Genomic DNA, 19,774 nt, shown 5'->3' with positions numbered 1-19,774 from the left:
TTTGCCGCGCTTGGCGTCATCCGCATCGGCTTGAGGCGCCGCGGCTTTCCCCTGCTTCCCACGGTATCGAGCTGTCTTGAGTTTATTGAAACAGGCGCTGGACGAAAGACGCTTCGCCTGCGTGCTGGAGGTCATTCCTCAACAGTCCCCTGTGCGCCTTGCCGCGCTCGAGCCGATCGTGCAGCGCGGGCACCTGGCCGGCTGGCCGTTGCTGCCGGCCTTCGCCGATCGCGTCGGCCTGCATTCGGACTTGAGCCCCCTGGAGGGCGCGGCAGCGTTGGACGATCCCTCGGCCTCCCTGCTGCATTTTTCAGGCAAGGACCGCGAGCGCGCGGACTTGCTGCGCCAGATGGCGGCGATGCAGGCGCGCGGGCTGAAGCAACTGTTGATGCTCAGTGGCGATCGCCTGCCGGGCCACCAGCCGGGCCAGGCGCCCGTGCGCTATCTGGAGTCGGTGCCTGCGCTGCAGATTGCCCGCGAGCACGGCCCGGACTGGCTGCTGGGCGCGGCGCTGAACCCGTTCAAATACCGCGAGGAAGAAGGCGCCGCGCAGTACCTGAAGGCGCAGAAGAAACTGCTGGCCGGCGCGGATTTCCTGACCCTGCAACTGGGCTTCGACGCCGCCAAGCATCTCGAGGCCCAGGCCTGGATGCGCGCGCAGGGCCGCGGCAAGCCCATGCTGGCCTGTGTGATGCAGCTGACCGCAAGGCGCGCGGCCGTATTGCGGGACGTGCCCGGCATCGTCATCACCGACGCCATGCGCGAATTGCTGCGCAGGGAGCAACAGCTATCTCCCGCCCATGCCAGCGCCTGCAGCCTCGAGCGGCTGGCGCTGCAGATCGTGGGCCTGCAATGGATGGGGTATGCCGGGGTGCATCTGTCCGGGGTGCATACGCTGGACGAACTGCTGTCGCTGGAGCAGGCGATCACCCGGCAGCGGGACGCGGTGACCTCGCTGTCCGATTGGGTCGAGCGATGGCAGGCGAGTTGGCGGATGCCCGGGATGCCCGAGGTGTGCTTCGCCCCTGATACCGACACGTGGGCGCTGGGGCAATCCGATGTCGCCGCCACGCCTGGGGAGCGCCTGCGCTATGCGCTGCTTTCCACGGTGCATGAACAGCTCTTCAATCGCACGGGATGGCTCGGCAGCGCCTTTGGCTGGAGTGTGACGCGGCCGTTCTGGAAAACCGGCGTGGCGGCGCAGGCGCTGCACGCGGTCGAACGGACGCTCAAGCGGCCGCTGGTCGGCTGTGACACCTGCGGGACCTGCCGCTTGCAGGACACGCTCTACGTCTGCCCCGAGACCTGTCCCAAGGGCCTGGCGAACGGGCCCTGTGGCGGCACCCGGCTCAATCGTTGCGAATTCGGCGACCGGGAATGCGTGCACAGCGTCAAATATCGGATCGCCAAGTCCGCGGATCAGTTGCCTGCGCTGGCGCAGACGTTGATTCCCGGTATCGAAGTGGGCGACAGGCATCGCAGCTCGTGGCCCGCATGGTTCAAGCCGGAGGATCCGACGCCGGGCAATGATTGCCAATCATTGCCAAAGTCTGGTTGATGCCGTCAGGCTCCCGCACGCCCGGGCAGCCGGGCGGCATTTCCGCCGGTGCCTGCGGCCCGTCAGCCAGTTCCGCTTCCGCCAGCGGTTTTTCCGATCATCCCGGCCATCTTGCCAGGAAGGATTGCGAAAAATATAATGAGAATCGTTTTTATCAACGTGATGCGGCCGCAGACGCTTCGAGGGCCGCCCTTTTCCCATGGCAAGCGTCCTGTCCCGCGCGCCCGATGCCACCGGCGCGGCGCCTTTGCGCAAGATCCACCACTTGCGGCCCGGCCTCAGCCTGCAGCTCGCCTGCGAAACCGATAGCGAGGCCTCGACCGGCCTGGCGATGGTCGATGACCATTTACGGATCGTGCTGGTGCTTGATGGCCGCATCGACGTCAGCTACGGGCGCAGCGCCCTGCGGCTGGCGCGTGGGCAGGGCGCGGACGCGGGCGTGGTGACGTTGTGCGAACCCGAGGAATGCCGGCGGGTGGTGGCCGGCGGTGAATCGTCGCGCCGTGTCAGTATTGGGGTGAACCGGCAGTGGTTGGCTGAATCGTTGGGCGAGACCCGGACGTTCGCCCCGCATCTGGCCACGCGCAGCTGGCGCGCGTCGACGCGCGCCCGCCTGTTGGCCGAGCAACTGCTGAGCCCGCCGCCGCTGCCCGGGCACGTGGCCGGCCTTTATCTCGAAAGCCGCGCCATCGAACTGGTCATCGAGGCGTTGTCGCACGAGGGCGCGCAGGCCGGCCAGGTGGCCGAGCCGGCGCCGGCCGTGCTGCGCCGGCGCATGGTCGACCTGACGCACTGGCTGCGGCGCCATGCGGCGGAGCCCTTGAGCATCGAGCAGATCGCGCGCCACATGAACACCACGCCGACCACGTTGCAGCGCCATTTCCGTCAGGCGCTGGGCATCACGGTGTTCGATTTCCTGCAGCAGGAGCGCCTGCGCCTGGCGCGCCAGGCGCTCGAATCGGAGGGGGTGAGCGTGACACAGGCGGCCGCGCTGGCCGGATATGCCAACCCAGGCAGTTTCTCCACGGCTTTCCGCCGCCATTTCGGCCTGACGCCGCGCCAGGTGCAGGCCCGTCTGTAGCCGCGCCGGCGGCGGCCGCAGATCGCCGTTTGCGCGAACGATTCCGCCGCTTTCACGAACGACGCGCGCCAGCCCCCATGGTCTACTCCAGTGAGAACAAATCTTATTTACTCGCAGGAGAAGTCCCGTGGCAGCCTACGCACCAAAGCGCCCTCCATCCCGTCGCGCCGCTCGTCCGGCCGGCCGCCGCGCGGCGCATTCGCTATTGTTTGCCCTGCTCGCGCAGTCCGGTGTCGTTCTGGCCGCCGACGAACCGGTCAACCTCGAAGCGGTGACGGTCAACGCCTACCGGCCCGCGGACACGATCGGCGGTTCGACCAAGACCGACACGCCGTTGCGCGAGGTGCCGCAATCGGTGTCGGTGATCGAGCGGCGCGAGATGGAACTGCGCGGCGTGCGCAACCTCAATGAAGCCACGCGCTACACGGCGGGGGTCCTGCCCGAGAGTCAGGGCATCGACAATCGGGTGGATGATCTTTACATCCGCGGCTTCGATGCCGGCAGCTTCGGCGCGAACGTGATGCTGGATGGCTTGCGCGCGCCCTCGGACAGCAGCCTGAGCTGGAATCGGACGTCCTTCAATACCTGGAACCTGGAGCGCATCGAGGTGCTGAAAGGGCCTTCCAGCGTGCTCTATGGCCAACTGGCGCCAGGCGGCATGGTGAACCAGGTCAGCAAGCTGCCGACGCTGGAGCAGGAGCAGGTGGTGCAGTTGCAGGTCGATGGCCACGGGCGCAGGCAGACCGCCTTCGACCTGGGCGGCGCCAATTCCGACGAAAACGTGCTGTGGCGGCTGGTGGGGCTGTATGGCGACGGCGCGACCCAGATCAAGCACACCGACCACGAGCAGTGGTTCATCGCGCCCAGCGCCACGATGTATTTCAACGACCATGCCACGCGGCTGACGCTGCATGGCCTGTACCAGAAGGACCGCGGGGGCAGCACGTTCCAGTTCCTGCCCTACCAGGGCACGGTGGTGCCGGCCGCCGAGGGCTATATCAAGAACACCACGTTCCTGGGCGAGCCCGACTGGAACACCTATGACCGCGATATCTGGACCGCCGGCTGGCAACTGGAGCACCAGTTCAACGACGCCTGGAAAGTCAGCCAGAACGCGCGCTACACGCATGTGGATTCGCTTTACCGCGCCACCGTGGGCAACGGCGTGCGCGGCGCGGCGCTCACCAACCTGAACACGCTCATCGGCGGCCGCATCCTCAACCGCCGCGCGGTGCAGGGCGAAGGCGATTCGGATGCGCAGACCGTCGACACGCGCATCGAGGGCAAGTTCGGCACCGGGCCACTGACCCACACCATGATCGCCGGCTTCGATTGGCAGAAGACGCAATGGACCTTCCTGCGCCAGGCCGCGACGGTCTCGCCCGCGGCCATCGCGATCAACGTGTACGACCCGGTCTACACCCACTACGATTTCGAGCCGACGCTGGCCAGGCAGATGTCCACGCGCGAGACCGACTCGCAGTATGGCGTGTATCTGCAGGACCAGATCGCGCTGGACCGCTGGCGCTTCACGCTCGGCGGGCGGCAGGATTGGACACGGATGGATTCCCTCAACCGCCTGACCGGGGTGCGCCAGGTGACGCGGGACGAGGCCTTCACCGGCCGCGCCGGCGTCACCTACCTGTTCGACAATGGCCTGGCGCCCTATTTCAGCTATTCGGAGTCGTTCCAGCCCACCGGCGGCACGACGCGCGCGGGCAACGCGTTCAAGCCGACCACCGGCACGCAGTGGGAGGCGGGCCTGAAGTACGAGCCGCGCACCATCGACGGCATGATCACGTTGTCGGCCTACGAGCTGTCGCAGCAGAACGTGCTGACGGCCGATCCCCTCAATGAGGCCGACGAGGCCTATCAGGTGCAGACCGGCAAGGTGCGCGTGCGCGGCATCGAACTGGAGGGCCGCATCACGCCGCTGCGTGGGCTGAGTGTCATCGGCGCCGTGACGCGCATGGATTCGAAGGTGGTGCGCAGCAACGATGGCCACACCGGCAACCGCATGATCCGGGTACCCGACTGGATGGGCTCGATGTGGGTGGACTACACCTTCCACGGCGGCCCGTTGGCCGGCCTGGGCATGGGGGCGGGCGTGCGCTACGTCGGCGCGACGTATGGCGACCTGGCCAACTACCTGCGGATCCCCGCGTACACCCTGTTCGACGCCGCCCTGCGTTACGACGTGGGCAAGATCGGCGGCATGAACCTGCAACTGGCGCTCAATGGCAGCAACCTGGCGGACAAGCGCTACGTGGCGACGTGCTCAGCCGCCACCTCGTGCTACTACGGCACGGGACGCACGGTCATGGCGACCGCGAGACTGTCGTGGTGAATGTCGGGCGCTGGGTGGCCGCGCTGTTGATGGCGTTCGCGCTGGGCGCGAGCGCGTCGGCGCAAGCGCAGACGTCGCCGGACTGGCCGCGCCGCTTCGACAACGCCGACGGCACGCGGACCACGTTGGCGGGCGCCGCGCGGCGCGTGCTGTCCACGTCGGTGACCGTGACGGGCACCCTGCTGGCCATCGATGCGCCGGTCATCGCCAGTGCCGGCGGCGCCAATGGCCGCTTTTTCGAGCAATGGGCCGGCGTGGCGCGCGAACATGGCCTCAAGCCGCTCTGGCCGGCCGGGCAGGTCGACCTGGAAGCTGCCTATGCGGCGCGGCCCGATCTGATCATCGTGTCGGCGACCGGCGCGGATTCGGCGCGCGAGCAGCTCGATGCCCTGCGCACCATCGCGCCGGTCATCGTGGTGGACTACAGCCACCAGACCTGGCAGGAGCTCGCCATGCAGCTGGGCCGGGCGCTCGGCATTGAAACCGCCGCGGCGTCGGCCATCGCCCGCTTCGACGCGCGGGTCGCGGCAGCCCGGGCCCGGTTGCGGGTGCCGGAGGGCATGGTGAACATCGTCAGCTACAACGGTCCGGGGACCAACAACCCCATCGCCACGCCCGCGAGCCCGCAGGCCCGGTTGCTGGCATCGTTGGGCTTCCGGATCGAGGCGCCCGATCCCGCCTGGCATGTGGCGCTGGGCGCGCCCGGGGATTTCGTCTGGGCGCCCTATGAGGCGCTGACGCGCCTGACCGCGCGCACCACGTTCGTGCTGCGCGCCGACGCGTCCGGCGCCAACGCGTTGCTGCGCGATCCCGTGCTGGCCAATCTGCCGTCGGTGCGGGCGGGCCAGGTCTACGCCCTGGGCCGGGACGCCTTCCGCATCGATGCGTTCAGCGCCGGCCAGATCATCGACATCTTGCTCGAACGCTTCGGGACATGACGCGCGCCTTGTGTCCGTCGCGCATGCGCGGCCGTTTCGCGGCAGGCCTGTTGCTGACCTGCGCCATCGCGCTTGCGCTGCTGGCGGTGGCGAGCCTGATGGCCGGGGCGCGGCCGCTGTCGCTGGCCACGGTGGGGCAGGCGCTGACCGCCTTCGACCCGCTGGACAACGAGCATCTGCTGTTGCGCCACCTGCGACTGCCGCGTACGTTGCTGGCGCTGGCGGCGGGCGGGGCGCTCGGCATCGCGGGAGCGCTCATGCAGACCCTGACGCGCAATCCGTTGGCCGATCCCGGCCTGCTGGGAGTCAACGCAGGGGCGGCGGCGGCCATCGCCGCGGCGATGGCGTTCGGACTCGCCCCGGGACCGGCCGGGCAGTTGATGGCGGGCTTCTGCGGCGCCGCGGCTGCCGGCGCCCTGGTCTATGCGGTCGGCGGATTGCATCGTGGGCATGATCCGCTGCGGCTGGTGCTGGCGGGCGCGGCGCTGTCGGCGATCCTGCTGGCCGTCACGCAGATCATCACGATCAACAGCGAAGACCGCGTCTTCGATCAATTCCGCCACTGGGTGGTCGGTTCACTGCAAGGCCGTTCCGGGCATGTGCTGGCCGCCGTGCTGCCGGCCATGGCGCTGGGGGCGGCTGGCGCAGTGGCGTTGGCGCGAGCGCTGGACGCGCTTGCGCTGGGACAGGACCTTGGCCAGGCCCTGGGGGCGCGGCCGCGCCTGGTCTGGATCGGCACCGCCATGGCCATCGTGCTGTTGGCTGGCGCGGCGACCGCCGCGGCTGGTCCGCTGGCCTTCATCGGACTGGCGGCGCCCCATGTGGCGCGCCATGCCTGCGGCCCCGCGCATCGACGGGTGGTGCCGTGCGCCGCGCTGGTCGGGGCCTGTCTGCTGCTGGCCGCCGATACCCTGGGCCGCCTGGTCGCGAGGCCGGACGAGATCAGCGCCGGCATCATGGCGGCATTGCTGGGCGGACCGCTGTTCGTGGCGCTGGCCCGCCGCGCGGGGCTGGGCTGACATGCGTGGCGGCCTGCCTTCGGCATCCGGTCGGCGCCCGGGGCCGGCCCGTTTCGCGGCGCGGCCGCGCGCCGCGTTCGGCGGCCTGGCGCTGGTGGCGCTGGCCGGCCTCCTGGCGCTTGCGGCATTGGGCACGGGCAGCGGCGGACTATCGCTGGGGCGCCTGTTCGACATCGTCTGCGGTGGCGCGCCCGCCGCGCCGGGAGAGCAACTGATCCTGGGCTTTCGCCTGCCGCGCGTGCTGACCGGGGTGTTCGTTGGCGCCGCGCTCGGCGTATCGGGCGCGGTGTTCCAGTCGCTGTCGCGCAACCCGCTGGGATCGCCCGATCTCATCGGCTTCACCACGGGCGCCGCCTCGGGCGCATTGCTGTGCATCATCCTGTATGGCCCGTCCGTGGTCGGGGCGGCGACGGGCGCGGCGCTTGGCGGCCTGCTGACCGCGGTCACCGTCTGGCTGCTGGCCCACCGCCCAGAGGGCGTGGGCGCGCGCCGGCTGGTCCTGGTCGGCGTGGGGGTGGGCGCGATCCTGCATGCGGTCAACGGCCTGTTGCTGGTCAAGGGCGATCTGGATCACGCGCTGTTGGCGAACCTGTGGTTGTCCGGCTCGCTCAATGCGCGCACCTGGACGCACGCCTGGCTGGCGGGTGGCGCCCTCGTCCTGTGCCTGCCGCCCGTATGCGGATCGGCGCGACGCCTGGCCTTGCTGGAAATGGGCGATGACCTGGCCAGCCAGTTGGGCGTGGCAGTGGCACGAGTGCGCCTGACGATGTTCTTCTGCGCGGTGACGCTGGCCTCGCTCGCGACTGCGGCGGCGGGGCCGGTGGCCTTCATCGCCCTGGCGGCCCCGCAGTTGGCCCGGCGCCTGCTTGGCGGCGCGGGGCCGTCGATCATCGGGTCGGCCGCCATGGGTGCCTGCCTGGTGATCGGCGCCGATCTGCTCGGCCAATTGCACCCATGGCAATTGAACCTGCCCATCGGCAAGCTGACCGGCTTGCTCGGCGGCATCTACCTGGTCTGGCTGCTGCTTCGCCGCGGCACGCGATGACGCCTTTTCCACGACGATCCCTCATGCCCGACTGCTCCCCACCCCTGTCCCGCGATGTCGCGCTGCGTGTGCGCGGACTCACGCTGGCGCACGCGTTGACGCCCGTCTGCCAGGGGCTGGACCTGGATATTCCCGCGGGCCGCATCACCGTCATCCTCGGGCCGAACGGCTGTGGCAAGTCGACGCTGCTGCGCGGATTGGCTCGCCTGCTGAGGCCGCTGGCCGGCAGCGTTCTGCTCGATGGCAAGGCGCTGCAGCGCTATGGCGCGCGCGAGCTGGCGGTTCGCCTGAGCCTGCTGCCGCAGGCGCCGCAAGCGCCCGATGGCATCCGGGTGGGTGAGCTGGTCGCGCGCGGCCGCTATCCGCACCAGACGTTCTGGCGACCCTGGCGCGCCGCCGACGGCGAGGCGGTGCGCGAGGCCCTGGAACAGACCGGCCTGCTCACGCTGGCCGACCGGCCGATGGGCACCTTGTCGGGCGGGCAGCGCCAACGGGCCTGGCTGGCGTTCGCGCTGGCGCAGAACGCGCCGCTGATGCTGCTGGACGAACCCACCACGTATCTCGATATCGCCCACCAACTGGAGGTGCTTGACCTGTGCCGTCGCCTCAACCGGCGGCAGGGCAAGACCCTGGTGCTGGTCCTGCACGATCTCAACCAGGCGGCGCGCTATGCCGATCACATCATCGCGCTGCGCGACGGCAAGGTCGAAGCCTGCGGGCCGCCGGTCGAGGTCATTACGCCGGAGCGGGTGCGGCGCCTGTTCGGCATCCGCTGCGTGGTGATGCCCGATCCCGTATCCGGCGCTCCACTGGTGGTGCCCGTTTCCAGCGCCGCGGCTGATTGAGCGCATCTTTCAAGGAGCTTCCCATGCAGTCCCCTCCGTTGTGCATCGGCTTGTCCCTGGCGGCCACGTGGCTGTCCGCGTCGGCGTGGCGGCGCCCTGACAGCCAGGTCGAACAGTTGTGCAATGCCGATTTCTACCGCCATGTGGCGCAGCGGGCGGAAGCCTCCTGTCTGGACTTCGTGTTCCGCCCCGATGCGCTGTTCCTGGACCTGCCCGCGCTGGCGCGCGGTCCCGGTTTCAGCAGTCTCGATCCGGCGCTGCTGCTGGCCGCGCTGGCGCGTGACACGCGGCACATCGGCCTGGTGACGACCGCCGCCACTTCGTTCAATCCGCCCTACGTGGTGGCGCGCCAGCTGCAATCGCTGGACTGGATCAGCGAGGGCCGCGCCGGCTGGAACATCGTCACGGCGCTCGATGGCAGCCAGAACTTTGGTGATGCGCCGTTGCCGCCTTCGGCGCAACGCTACCGCAAGGCGCTTGAGTTCACCGAGGTGGTGCGCGCGCTGTGGCGCAGCTATCCGCAGGAGGCGGTGCTGTTGAACCGGGAGTCGGGGCGGTACGCGGATCTCGCGCGGATCGGTCCGATTGCGCATTGCGGCGAGTATTTCAGTGTGCAGGGGCCCCTGAACGTGCCTGCCCGCGCGAATGGCCGCATTCCCCTGTTCCAGGCGGGCGCCTCCGAATGGGGACGGGATTTCGCCGCCCGGGTGGCCGATGCGGTTTTCGCGGCAACGCCCGATATCGGCGGCGGCGTCGCCATGCGCCATGACTTGCGGCGGCGGGCCGCCGGTCATGGCCGGGCACCCGGGGCGGTACGGATGCTGCCGGGCCTGAGCCTCTATCTCGCCCCGACCCGGGCGCAAGCCAGGGAGTTGCACGAGGCGACCCACGCGGGCCAGGACCCGTCGCGCAAACTTCAGTATGTGGGACAGGCGCTTGGCCTGGATGCGGAATGTCTCGATCCCGAGGCGCCGATCACCGCGGGCATGCTGGGGCAACCGCAAGCGGGGATGCGCAGCCCCACGCACGCCCAGATGCTGCGCCGCCTGGTCGAGCGTGAGCAGCCCTGTCTGCGCGACCTGTTGTCACGGCCCGAGGTCAATGCGTCAGCGCATTGGACGGTGGTGGGCACTGTCGACGACCTGGTGGGTGAGATCCAGCGCCGCGCCGAGGCCGGCGCGGCGGATGGCTTCATCGCGCTGCCAGGCGGAGCGGTGCAATCGCTGGACTTGTTCCTGGACCAGGCCATGCCGCGGTTGACGGCCATGGGGTTGGCGCGGCGATCTTATGCAAGCACGACGTTCGCGGGCAACCTGGGGCTGGAGGCATGAAGCATGGCGAGTGGGCCGGCGCCTTCCGGAGCAGGGCGAACGCGTTATTCGACGACCTTGCCTCGCACGTCGATCATTTGCCAGCGGCCGCCTGACCACCAGCGGTGCTCGCCATCGCTTTCATTCTTGCAGCCGTAACCGACGCTGGCCTTGCCGTCCTTGAACGGAAAGGCGCAGTCATAGACCGGGGCCACGACGATGGCGCCGGTCTCTTCATCCGCGAAGCCGATCTTGCCGTCCAGGCGGATGCGATAGCGTCCGTCCTGGGGATAATCCGGGCCGTTGTCGAACAGATAGACCTGGTACGGTTCGCGCAACTGCGCGTCCACGACGCGGAACCCGCCGGCTTCCTTGTCGAGATAGATGCAGTAACGAAACGGATTGTCGGCGACGAAACAGTCGTCGATCCATTCGGGCTCGATGGCCCGCTGTTTCAAGGTCGCACGCGCCTGCGCGGCGTCGGTGTCAGCCTGCGCGATCGCTGTCAGCGGGAAGGCCAGGAGAGTGAGCAGGAGCGGGCGGATGAGGCGCATTGCAAGAGGCGGGATTGGCGGCCGTGGCAACAAGGAGAGAGTGCCATCATATGCCGATTGCCGAGCCCCGAGCCCCGAGCCCCGAGCCCCGAGCGTCGCCCGCCACGCGCCGCGGGCGGTGTGATGGGCGGGAGCTTCCGGCGCGGGGTCAGGCGGATGCCGCCCCGGCGCCGCCACCGGCATCCGCGCCGCCGATGCCCATGGCACCGCCCATGCCGCTATCCAGGCCGCCACCCGTGCCGCCGCCTTCGATCGCCTGGGCCGTCTTGGTTGCCTCGTCCAGGGCGTCCTGGACTTCGCGGACCTGCTTCTGGGCGGCCTTGTCCTGCTGCCGCAGCTTGCTCTTGAGCATGGCGAGCAGTTCCTTCATGGCGCGGATGGCATCGCGCACGGCTTGGGCATCGTTCTGGCGCTGCTTTTGCTCGACCTGCCGTTCCTGGCGGGATTCGGCGGCGGAGGTTGTCTTGTCGTCCTGGTTGCCGGCGGCGTCGGTCTTGCCGGTGTCGCCGGGGACGGAGGCGTCCTTGGGCGCGGCGTCGCGCGGCGCGGTTGCCGTGCCTTGCGTGGGAGCCTCGGCGTCCACCGCGTCGGTTGCGACCGCGTCGGACGCGGCGGGAGCATCGCTGGCGGCGGCGTAGGCTGCCAGGGCTCGCGAGGTGGCGGCGGCGCTGGGCGCGGCAGCCTGGGCCGATGCGTCGTCGGCATCGGCAGCATCGGCGCCAGTGGCCGCGGGCGATGGCGCCGCCGCGTCGGCCGCGGCGCCGGTCGTGGCAGCGCCGCTGGCGCCTTGGACCACGGGCGCCGTCATGGCGCCGGCAGCGCCCGCGCTGGGTGGGGCGCCGGCACCGGCCTTGAGCGCCGAGGCGGCCTGGCCGAGTTCGCCGGCCAGCTGGCGCAGTTCCAGCAGGATTGATTTCGCGGCGGCCTTGCCCAGGAACATCAGCATTTTCTTGAGCATCTCGATGCGCTGCTTGATCTGCGAGACGCGGGAACGGGCGAAGTCCTGGCGCGACTGGGCGGCGTCGACGGCGAGCTGGGAGATGGCCTTGCGCGCCTTGGCGGCGCGTTCCAGGGCGTCGTCGCTCAGCACCACGCGGACCGAGACCGGGCGGTCGCTGGTCGCGGTGTCCTGGTCCTGCGCCGTGGCGTCGGCGTCGCGCTTGGCGGCGCGCGGATCGTTGCCCGTGGGGGCGGCTGGGGGAAGGAGGCTGTCGGTGGCCAAGGGCTGCATGGGAGGTTCCGGTAAGGCGGGGCACGTGGCATCGGGGACGGGCCGGGTCGGCCCGCGCCCGCGATGGCGAGGTGACACGACATGTACGGCAGTCCGGCGCGCATTCTTTAACGGGGGACCAGCGGGAGTTGGTCCGAGAACGCGTCGCGGCCATGCGGCGGTGGTATCTTCTGCCCCATGTCCGCCCGTGATTCCTCCTTGTCCCTGTCCAGCGCGCCGGTGGCGCCGGACGCCGCCCGCGCCCGCGCACCGGCCGCCCAACCCTACGTGCAGGCCGCCGGCACCACCCGCACCCTGCATTTTTCCGAAAAAGTCATCCAGAGCCGCATGTCGACGCTCAACCCCGACGCGCTCGACCTCGAATACACGCGGATGATGATGGGCTTCGTGCTGTTCGCGCCGGAGCCCGCCGATATCCTGATGGTGGGATTGGGCGGCGGTTCGCTGGCCAAGTTCTGCCACCGCTATCTGGCGCGGTCGCGCATCGAGGTGGTCGAGATCGATCCGGCCGTGATCGCGCTGCGCGAGGCGTTCATGGTGCCGCCCGACAGCGACCGCTTCCGGGTGGTGCGGGCCGACGGCGCCGATCATGTGCGCGGCCTGCAAGAAGCCGCCGACGTACTGCTGCTCGATGGCTTCGACGACGCCGGGATTCCCGACGCGCTGTGTTCGGCGGACTTCTATGCGGACTGCCACCGGGCGCTGCGCGACGACGGCATCCTGGTGATCAACTTCCATGTGAATCATCCGCTGCACCACGAGTACCTGGACCGGGTGCGGGCCGCGTTCGGCAGCGCGATGTTCGAGGTGGTGGATGACGACATGACCAACAGCATCGTGTTCGCGTGCAAGGGCGATCTGCTGGATGATCCGGCGGCGGCCGACCTGAAGCGGCCTGCCGCGATCGCCAAGGACGCCTGGCGCCAGCTGATGCCGACCCTGCGCGTGATCGGGGCGACGCGGGAATTGAAGTAGGGCCTGGGCGGCTGATCGCGCGGCCATTCAACAGCGGCCATTCAACATCTGGTTGCGGGCGGCGGGCTTTTGTTGCATCTGGCCGGCCAACGCGTCGCAAGGGCTTGATAGCATCCCCGCTTTCCCCGGACAGGTAGGCTCCCGACCATGAGTATCTTCTCCCGCTTTTTCGGCCGCTCCGATTCGCCTGGCGAGAGCGCGGCCCTGACGGCCAATCCCGACATTGAGCATCCGTTGAGCCTGCAGGTGGTGTTCGCGGCGCCACTGGCGGTGCAGGCCGATGCCCTGGCGGCCGCCCTGCGCGCCTACCACCCCGACATGCGCCAGGCGCGCGCCGAGATCGAGCCGGACATGCCGCAGCTGCTGGGCATGGTCGGCTGGGGCAAGCACGTGGTGCGCCTGGTGGGATTCGACGCGCCGTTGCCGCACGATGCCCTGGAAGTCTGCGTGGCGCCGGCGCACTACCCGGCGCCGGTCAAGGAGCAGGTGCGCGCCCACGTCAGCCACGTGCTGCTGTACTACGCCGGCTTCGACGAGGATCCGCTGGAGCAGTACGTGGCGATGGCCGCGGTGGCCGGCGCGCTGGGCCGTTTCAACGCGGTCGCGGTGCTGAACGAGCATGCGCATACCTCGCTGCCGGCGGGCGTGTTCACCGACGATTCGCTGGGCGACGAAAGCCTGGAGGTGCTGCGCACGCTGCCGCTGACCATGCTGTACTGCGGCTTCGTGAAATACGAGGTCGACGGCGTGCAGGGCGTGTGGATGCGCACCTATGGCGGCGACCGTTTCGACCTGCCAGATTTCGCCGTGCTGGCCGACGGCCACCACCAGGGCGAGGAATATTCGAACATGTTCAACAACATCATGGCCTACATGCTCGACAGCGGCGCTGAACTGGCCGCCGGGCATACCATGCAGATCGGTGAACACAGCTACATGAAGCTGCGCGAGCCGCAGGAAGCCGAGTACTACCTGCAGGGGCCGGGCCCGGTGCTGGTGGCGGAGATCATCGACGCCTCGCAGATCAACGCGCCCGAAGCCGACCCCCAACACTGACATCCCGCCGGGCCGGCGTTCGTCCGGCCCACTGGCGCCCCGTGCGGGGCGCCGTCGCATCGCCTTAATTCCCCTCGTCGCGTTTCATTTGGAAATACCGTTTCCGCCTGTCGGTGCGTTATGTCCGGGGAAAATTCCGCCTCGATACGACGTGTCAAAAATATGACATTTAGAAGTGCAAATTTAGACGGGAAATGGCTGGAGTTGCCGTCATTAATCCGAAATGGCGCATTTCGGTCCGTCACTTCCAAATATGACGTATGTATTCAATTGTATATACTCGCTGCCGGATTTCTTTCTTTCAAACGACGCCCGGCGGGGTTTGGCGCGGGCCAGCAGGAGAGTGGCATGTTGAAGAAGGCAGTACAGCTTGGCGCGGTAACGATGTTGTCGCTGGTGGTCGCGGGTTGCGCCACGGAGCGCTCCCAATCGGTGGCGGTGCCGGCGGTGGCGGCGGCCAGCAAGCCCTATCAAGGCGTGCGCAGCCCGATTTCGGTGGGCAAGTTCGACAACCGCACCAACTATCTGCGTGGCGTGTTCTCCGACGGCGTGGACCGTCTGGGCGGCCAGGCCAAGACCATTCTCGTCAGCCACCTGCAGCGCAGCGGCCGGTTCCAGGTGATGGACCGCGAGAATCTCTCCGAGATCGCCCAGGAAGCCGCGTTCAACAAGAAGGCCAGCCAGATCAAGGGCGCGCGCTACGTGGTGACGGGCGACGTGACCGCCTTCGGCCGCAAGGTGACGGGCGACCAGCAGCTGTTCGGCATTCTCGGCCGCGGCAAGGAACAGGTGGCCTACGCCAAGGTCGACCTCAACGTGGTCGACGTGACGACGTCCGAAGTGGTGTATTCCGCGTCCGGCGCCGGCGAATACAGCCTGTCCAACCGTGAAGTCATCGGCTTCGGCGGCACCGCCGGCTACGACTCGACGCTGAACGGCAAGGTGCTGGACCTGGCGATCCGCGAAGCCGTCGACCGCTTGGTCGAGGGTATCGAACAGGGCGCCTGGCAGCCCGCCCAACAGTGAGAGGACGCCCCATGTTGAACCATCTGGCGAAGGGTCGCCCGACCGCGCTTGGGCGCGCCGGCCGCATCCTGGCGGTGGCCGCCCTGGCGGGCGCGCTGAGCGCGTGCGCGCAACCCAAGAGCATGTACAGCTGGCAGTCGTACCAGCCCTCGGTCTACGCCTACCTCAAGGACGACGGCGCCGATCACGCGGCGCAGACGCTGGCGATGGAAAAGAACATCGAGACCGCGCGGGCGACCAACGCGGAACTGCCGCCAGGCTTTCGCGCGCATCTGGGCATGCTGTACCTGAAGATGGGCGAAGGCGCCAAGGGCGTGGAACAGCTGGAGGGCGAGAAGGCGGCCTTCCCGGAGTCCAAGCCGTTCATGGACTTCCTGCTGCGCAACGCCAGCAAGACGGCGGAAAGCGCGCCGCAGGCCGCCCAGCCCGAGGCGGCGAAACCCGCGGCGCCGGCCGGCCAGGCCACGCCTGCGCAATCCTCCAAGAAGGGAGCCTGACATGACCACGACCCTCCGTATCGCCGTGCTGGCGCTGGTGGCCCTCCTGGCCGGCTGCGCCGCGCCGCAACGCAATGTGGACTACGCCGCCTTCCGCGAAAGCAAGCCGGCGTCGATCCTGGTGCTGCCGCCGCTGAATACCTCGGTGGACGTGACCGCGACCGCCGCGGTGCTGTCGCAGGCGACCTTGCCGCTGGCGGAATCGGGCTACTACGTGATCCCGGTGGCGGTGATGGACGAGACGTTCAAGCAGAACGGCCTGACCAGCGCGGACGAAATCCATGAGCTGCCCGCGACCCGCCTGCGCGAGATCTTCGGCGCCGATGCCGCGCTGTACATGACCGTCAAGCAGTACGGCTCGAGCTACGCCGTCCTGTCCAGTTCGATCACGGTTTCCATCGAGGCCGCGCTGGTCGATCTGCGCACCGGCGCCAAGCTGTGGGATGGCAGCAAGCAGGTGGTGCAGGCCAGCAATGGCGGCGGCGGCCTGATCGGCATGCTGGTGCAGGCGGTGGTGGACCAGGTGGTCAACACGCTGTCCGACCGCAGCTTCGGCGTGGCGGGCATGACCAACAACATGCTGCTCAGCGCCGGTACGCCGGGCGGCATCCTGTACGGTCCACGTTCGCCGCGCTACGCCGCGCAGTAAGTCCCCGACGTTCCCGTCGGGACGCACAGCCCTCGCGCCGTTGCCACGGTTCGAGGGCTGTGTCGCATCCGGCGCCCGCCAGCGTGGGCGGTCCGATCAGGCCGCGCAGTTCGCGCCGCGCGCCACGCCGCGCCGGGCGGGCCAGACGCGCAAGGCCAGGGCGCCGATCGCCGCGGCCGTGGCCACCGCGGTCACGCCGATCCAGCCCCAGTGCGCCAGCGCCAGGCTGCCGAGCGCGCCGCCCGCGGCCATGCCGATGAAGACGCTGACCATCAGTACCGCGTTGAGCCGGCTGCGCGCGGCGGGGTCGATGCCGTAGACGATGCTCTGGTGCGCGATCAGCGCCACCTGGATGCCCAGGTCGAAGCCGATGGCGCTGGCGGCGATCAGCCACAGGCCGGATTGGGCCGACAGCAGCGGCAGCAGCGCCATGGTGGCGAACGACACCGCGGTCAGCGCGGCGCCAAGGCGGCTGACGGCGTTGGGGCCGCGCCGGTCGGCATAGCGGCCGGCCAGCGGCGCCGCCAGGGCGCCGGCGGCGCCGGCCAGGCCGAAGGCGCCGGCCGCTGCCGCGCCGAGGTGGAACGGCGCCTCGTGCAGCATGACCGCCAGGGTCGACCAGAACGCGCTGAAGCCCAGCGACAGCAGCCCCTGCGCGGTCGCGGCGCGGCGCAGTTCGCCGTGCTGGCGCCATAGGCGGGGCAGCGAGCGCAGCAGTTCGGCGTAGGGCAGCCGCGAGGTCGGGACGAACGCGGGCAGGCCGCGCCACAGGGCCGCACCCAGCGCCACGATCGATACCGCGGCGGCCAGGAACATGGTGCGCCAGCCGAGCTGTTCGGCGACGAAGCCGCTGATGACACGCGACAGCAGGATGCCCAGCAGCAGGCCGGTCATCACGGTGCCGACGATGCGGCCGCGATGGGCGGGCGGCGCCAGCGTGGCAGCGGCGGGCACGATGTCCTGCGCCAGGGTGGCGGACAGGCCGATAGCGAAACTGGCGGTCAGCAGCACGCCGATGGCGGGGGCGACGGCGGCCAGCAGCAGGGCCGCGGCGAGGGCGCAGGCCTTGATGAGGACGATGCGCTTGCGGTCGTAGCGGTCGCCCAGCGGCGCCAGCAACAGGATGCCGAACGCGTAGCCCAGCTGGGTCAGCGTCGGGATCCAGCCGAGCTGGCTGGCGCTGGCGTGCAGGTCCGCGCCCAGGATGCCCAGCATCGGTTGGTTGTAATACAGGGACGCAACGGCCAGGCCGGCGCCCATGGCGAGCAGCAGGACCAGTCCGGCGGACGGATCTTGGGTGGGGGGCGCGGGATGCGCCCGGGTATCGGAGGACATGAGGGGGTTCCGTTCAGGAAAGATGCCGCGAAGGGGGTACGGCGCAGATTCTGAGCGTCTGCCCGGGCCGTGGGTAGCCGTCCGCCGGGTAGATCCGTTATACGATGAGCGTATGACCATCCCCGCCCTGCCCGCTGCGACCGGCACCGACCGCCTGCTGTTGCTCGAAACCTTCATACGTATCGTGGAGGCCGGCAGCCTGTCGGCGGCTGCCTCGCAGCTGGGGGCGACGCAGCCCACGGTCAGCCGCCGGCTGCAACTGCTGGAGCGCACGCTGGGGGTGCGGCTGCTGCAGCGCTCGACCCATGCGATCCGGCTGACCGACGACGGCCAGCGTTGCTACGAGCGGGCCAGGGAACTGATGACCACCTGGCACTCGCTCGAGAGCGAGGTGCGCGGCGCCGGCGAGGAACTGGCCGGATCGCTGCGGGTGGTGGCGCCGCACGCGTTCGGCCAGAACCAGTTCATGGAGGCGCTGGCGCACTACCTGCGCCAGTATCCAAGGATGCGGGTGGAATGGCTGCTGCACGACCGCGTGCCGGATTTCATCGCCGAGAACATCGATTGCGCGATCAAGGTCGGGCCGGTGCAGGATCCGTCGGTGGTGGCGGTCAAGCTGGGCCAGGTGTCGCGCAGCGTCATGGCGGCGCCATCGCTGCTGGGCGACGGCCCCCTGCCCCTGCATCCGTCCGAACTGGCGGCGCTGCCGTGGCTGGCGCTGCGCACGTTCTACCGCGATGAAGTCAGCCTGACGCACGTGCGCACCGGCGAGGTGGTGTGCATCGACATCGTGCCGCGCCTGTCCACCGACGGCTTGTACGCGCTGCGCAAGGCGGCGTTGCTGGGCCTGGGCGTGGGCATCGCGTCGGCCTGGGCGCTGCGCGATGATCTGGCCAGCGGCCGGCTGGTGCAGCTGGCGCCGGACTGGTTCGCCCCGCCCTTGCCCGTCTACCTGATCTACGCGCCGTCGCGCTTGCAGCCGGCCCGGCTGCGGCGTTTCATCGAGGTCATGCGCGAGCATCTGCCGGCGGAGTTGCGCGCGAGTGACGCGGTTTAGGCGCCGTTCGCGGCATATCAGGGATTACCAGCAGTGCCACGGCCGGATTGCGACAAGTGGCATCGGCGGTTGCCAGAATGGCAGGTTCCTAGCATTTTGTGTGGAAAGTGGGCGCTAGGCATTGACCTGGGCATCGGACAGAATTTCTGTACCGAAACATCAGGGGAAAATAATGACGACACTGCTCACCACCACCGACGTCGCGAAGATCGTGGCCGCACAGGGCCCGCGCAAGGTATTCGAGGATCTGCTGGATTATCTGCTGGCCGATTTCCTGCGCTGGCAGGAGTTCGACAAGAGCGCGCGCGTCGCCAGCCATTCGGCGACCGGCGTGATCGAACTGATGCCCACGGCCGACAATGACCTCTACAGCTTCAAGTACGTCAACGGCCATCCCGGCAACCCGACGGCCGGCCTGAGCACCGTGATGGCCTTTGGCGCGCTGGCACAGGTCAACACCGGCGAACCGCTGTTGATCAGCGAACTGACGCTGACCACCGCGCTGCGCACCGCCGCCACGTCGGCGCTGGCCGCCCGCGCCCTGGCCCGTCCGGGCTCGCGCAGCATGGCCTTGATCGGCAATGGCGCGCAAAGCGAATTCCAGGCGCTGGCGTTCCATCACATCCTGGGCATCGACACGCTGCACCTGTACGACGTCGATCCGGCCGCCACCGACAAGCTCGAACGCAACCTGGCCGGCGTGCCCGGCCTGCGCCTGCGACGCTTCGACAGCACCGCCGCGGCCGCCAGGGGCGTGGACATCGTGACCACGGTGACGGCCGACAAGGCCTACGCCACCATCCTGACCGCCGACATGATCGAGCCGGGCATGCACATCAACGCCGTGGGCGGCGACTGCCCGGGCAAGACCGAGCTGCACGCCGACGTGCTGCGCGCGGGTCCGGTGTTCGTCGAATACGAGCCGCAAACGCGCATCGAGGGCGACCTGCAGCAGATGCCCGCCGACTTCGCGGTGACCGAGCTGTGGCGCGTGCTGACGGGCCAGAGCGCCGGCCGCCAGGGCGATCGCGACATCACCGTGTTCGACTCCGTCGGCTTCGCGCTCGAGGACTTCTCGGCGCTGCGCTGGCTGCGCGACAGCGCGGTCAAGCACGGCATCGGCACGCGGGTGGAAGTGGCGCCGCGCCTGGCCGATCCGAAGAACCTGTTCGAACTCGTGCGTGGCCGCCAGGCCGCCGCGCAGGCCGCGGCCCGCGCCAACCAGGCGCTGCTCAAGGACTGAGCCGCGCC

At 69.1% G+C, this 19,774-nt stretch carries 18 protein-coding genes; 15 read left to right on the top strand and 3 right to left on the bottom strand.

Annotation, left to right across the window (positions count from 1 at the left end):
- The first annotated feature begins 76 nt into the window (after window positions 1–76).
- The 8 genes from I6I07_RS05945 to I6I07_RS05910 all read left to right on the top strand — a co-directional run bounded on the left by I6I07_RS05945 (window position 77) and on the right by I6I07_RS05910 (window position 10,164).
- Window positions 77–1,558, top strand: a complete 1,482-nt coding sequence (locus I6I07_RS05945) for a methylenetetrahydrofolate reductase C-terminal domain-containing protein (protein WP_232625921.1) — start codon at window positions 77–79, stop codon at window positions 1,556–1,558.
- 199 nt (window positions 1,559–1,757) lie between these two features.
- Window positions 1,758–2,639, top strand: coding sequence for an AraC family transcriptional regulator (locus I6I07_RS05940; protein WP_061072712.1), 882 nt, complete (start codon window positions 1,758–1,760; stop codon window positions 2,637–2,639).
- 205 nt (window positions 2,640–2,844) lie between these two features.
- On the top strand, window positions 2,845–4,986 hold the full coding sequence (locus I6I07_RS05935) for a TonB-dependent siderophore receptor (RefSeq protein WP_198485981.1): 2,142 nt from the start codon (window positions 2,845–2,847) through the stop codon (window positions 4,984–4,986).
- The gene (gene fepB, locus I6I07_RS05930) at window positions 4,980–5,924 is read left to right on the top strand and encodes a Fe2+-enterobactin ABC transporter substrate-binding protein (RefSeq protein ID WP_232625920.1); all 945 of its coding nucleotides are present in this window, start codon (window positions 4,980–4,982) and stop codon (window positions 5,922–5,924) included. Before I6I07_RS05935 ends, fepB begins: the two co-directional genes overlap by 7 nt.
- Entirely contained in the window at window positions 5,921–6,943 is a 1,023-nt protein-coding gene (locus tag I6I07_RS05925) for a FecCD family ABC transporter permease (protein WP_198485980.1), read from the top strand. Before fepB ends, I6I07_RS05925 begins: the two co-directional genes overlap by 4 nt.
- Window position 6,944: 1 nt before the next feature.
- Window positions 6,945–7,988, top strand: a complete 1,044-nt coding sequence (locus tag I6I07_RS05920) for a FecCD family ABC transporter permease (RefSeq protein WP_198485979.1) — start codon at window positions 6,945–6,947, stop codon at window positions 7,986–7,988.
- Between the two features lie 23 nt (window positions 7,989–8,011).
- Window positions 8,012–8,833: an ABC transporter ATP-binding protein gene (locus tag I6I07_RS05915; protein ID WP_198485978.1), complete on the top strand. Its 822-nt coding sequence runs from the start codon at window positions 8,012–8,014 to the stop codon at window positions 8,831–8,833.
- A gap of 23 nt (window positions 8,834–8,856) precedes the next feature.
- Window positions 8,857–10,164 (top strand): NtaA/DmoA family FMN-dependent monooxygenase, encoded by a 1,308-nt coding sequence (locus tag I6I07_RS05910; protein WP_198485977.1) that lies wholly within the window; start codon window positions 8,857–8,859, stop codon window positions 10,162–10,164.
- 44 nt (window positions 10,165–10,208) lie between these two features.
- Here I6I07_RS05910 and I6I07_RS05905 read toward each other — a convergent pair whose 3' ends face one another.
- Window positions 10,209–10,697 (bottom strand): hypothetical protein, encoded by a 489-nt coding sequence (locus tag I6I07_RS05905; RefSeq protein WP_232625912.1) that lies wholly within the window; start codon window positions 10,695–10,697, stop codon window positions 10,209–10,211.
- Between the two features lie 148 nt (window positions 10,698–10,845).
- Window positions 10,846–11,928: a hypothetical protein gene (locus I6I07_RS05900; protein ID WP_198485976.1), complete on the bottom strand. Its 1,083-nt coding sequence runs from the start codon at window positions 11,926–11,928 to the stop codon at window positions 10,846–10,848.
- Between the two features lie 177 nt (window positions 11,929–12,105).
- On the opposite strand from I6I07_RS05900, the gene I6I07_RS05895 reads away from it, so the two are divergent.
- The 5 genes from I6I07_RS05895 to I6I07_RS05875 all read left to right on the top strand — a co-directional run bounded on the left by I6I07_RS05895 (window position 12,106) and on the right by I6I07_RS05875 (window position 16,131).
- Window positions 12,106–12,903, top strand: coding sequence for a fused MFS/spermidine synthase (locus tag I6I07_RS05895; protein ID WP_198485975.1), 798 nt, complete (start codon window positions 12,106–12,108; stop codon window positions 12,901–12,903).
- Window positions 12,904–13,050: 147 nt separating this feature from the next.
- Complete coding sequence (locus I6I07_RS05890) at window positions 13,051–13,959, top strand: DUF4261 domain-containing protein (protein ID WP_198485974.1); 909 nt, start codon at window positions 13,051–13,053, stop codon at window positions 13,957–13,959.
- Window positions 13,960–14,307: 348 nt separating this feature from the next.
- Complete coding sequence (locus I6I07_RS05885) at window positions 14,308–14,985, top strand: CsgG/HfaB family protein (RefSeq protein WP_198485973.1); 678 nt, start codon at window positions 14,308–14,310, stop codon at window positions 14,983–14,985.
- Window positions 14,986–14,996: 11 nt separating this feature from the next.
- A complete protein-coding gene (locus I6I07_RS05880; RefSeq protein ID WP_198485972.1) occupies window positions 14,997–15,482 on the top strand; it encodes a DUF4810 domain-containing protein in 486 nt (161 codons plus the stop codon).
- A gap of 1 nt (window position 15,483) precedes the next feature.
- A complete protein-coding gene (locus I6I07_RS05875) occupies window positions 15,484–16,131 on the top strand; it encodes a DUF799 domain-containing protein (protein ID WP_006392408.1) in 648 nt (215 codons plus the stop codon).
- A gap of 96 nt (window positions 16,132–16,227) precedes the next feature.
- Here I6I07_RS05875 and I6I07_RS05870 read toward each other — a convergent pair whose 3' ends face one another.
- Window positions 16,228–17,466, bottom strand: coding sequence for an MFS transporter (locus tag I6I07_RS05870; protein ID WP_198485971.1), 1,239 nt, complete (start codon window positions 17,464–17,466; stop codon window positions 16,228–16,230).
- Window positions 17,467–17,578: 112 nt separating this feature from the next.
- Here I6I07_RS05870 and I6I07_RS05865 point away from each other — a divergent pair, with 112 nt between their 5' ends.
- Window positions 17,579–18,523 (top strand): LysR family transcriptional regulator, encoded by a 945-nt coding sequence (locus I6I07_RS05865; RefSeq protein WP_198485970.1) that lies wholly within the window; start codon window positions 17,579–17,581, stop codon window positions 18,521–18,523.
- 172 nt (window positions 18,524–18,695) lie between these two features.
- Window positions 18,696–19,766 (top strand): ornithine cyclodeaminase, encoded by a 1,071-nt coding sequence (locus I6I07_RS05860; RefSeq protein ID WP_198485969.1) that lies wholly within the window; start codon window positions 18,696–18,698, stop codon window positions 19,764–19,766.
- Window positions 19,767–19,774 lie beyond the last annotated feature (8 nt).

The sequence above is a fragment of the Achromobacter deleyi genome (assembly GCF_016127315.1).
GTDB lineage: Bacteria > Pseudomonadota > Gammaproteobacteria > Burkholderiales > Burkholderiaceae_B > Achromobacter > Achromobacter insuavis_A.
The sequence above is the reverse complement of the archived record's forward strand: the minus strand, read 5'-3'. Positions and strand labels throughout refer to the sequence as shown.

Coding starts and splice junctions, on each gene's coding strand:
- I6I07_RS05940 (WP_061072712.1), top strand. CDS start 1,758: ATGGCAAGCGTCCTGTCCCGCGCGCCCGATGCCACCGGCGCGGCGCCT.
- I6I07_RS05925 (WP_198485980.1), top strand. CDS start 5,921: ATGACGCGCGCCTTGTGTCCGTCGCGCATGCGCGGCCGTTTCGCGGCA.
- I6I07_RS05920 (WP_198485979.1), top strand. CDS start 6,945: ATGCGTGGCGGCCTGCCTTCGGCATCCGGTCGGCGCCCGGGGCCGGCC.
- I6I07_RS05915 (WP_198485978.1), top strand. CDS start 8,012: ATGCCCGACTGCTCCCCACCCCTGTCCCGCGATGTCGCGCTGCGTGTG.
- I6I07_RS05910 (WP_198485977.1), top strand. CDS start 8,857: ATGCAGTCCCCTCCGTTGTGCATCGGCTTGTCCCTGGCGGCCACGTGG.
- I6I07_RS05905 (WP_232625912.1), bottom strand. CDS start 10,697: ATGCGCCTCATCCGCCCGCTCCTGCTCACTCTCCTGGCCTTCCCGCTG.
- I6I07_RS05900 (WP_198485976.1), bottom strand. CDS start 11,928: ATGCAGCCCTTGGCCACCGACAGCCTCCTTCCCCCAGCCGCCCCCACG.
- I6I07_RS05895 (WP_198485975.1), top strand. CDS start 12,106: ATGTCCGCCCGTGATTCCTCCTTGTCCCTGTCCAGCGCGCCGGTGGCG.
- I6I07_RS05890 (WP_198485974.1), top strand. CDS start 13,051: ATGAGTATCTTCTCCCGCTTTTTCGGCCGCTCCGATTCGCCTGGCGAG.
- I6I07_RS05885 (WP_198485973.1), top strand. CDS start 14,308: ATGTTGAAGAAGGCAGTACAGCTTGGCGCGGTAACGATGTTGTCGCTG.
- I6I07_RS05880 (WP_198485972.1), top strand. CDS start 14,997: ATGTTGAACCATCTGGCGAAGGGTCGCCCGACCGCGCTTGGGCGCGCC.
- I6I07_RS05875 (WP_006392408.1), top strand. CDS start 15,484: ATGACCACGACCCTCCGTATCGCCGTGCTGGCGCTGGTGGCCCTCCTG.
- I6I07_RS05870 (WP_198485971.1), bottom strand. CDS start 17,466: ATGTCCTCCGATACCCGGGCGCATCCCGCGCCCCCCACCCAAGATCCG.
- I6I07_RS05865 (WP_198485970.1), top strand. CDS start 17,579: ATGACCATCCCCGCCCTGCCCGCTGCGACCGGCACCGACCGCCTGCTG.
- I6I07_RS05860 (WP_198485969.1), top strand. CDS start 18,696: ATGACGACACTGCTCACCACCACCGACGTCGCGAAGATCGTGGCCGCA.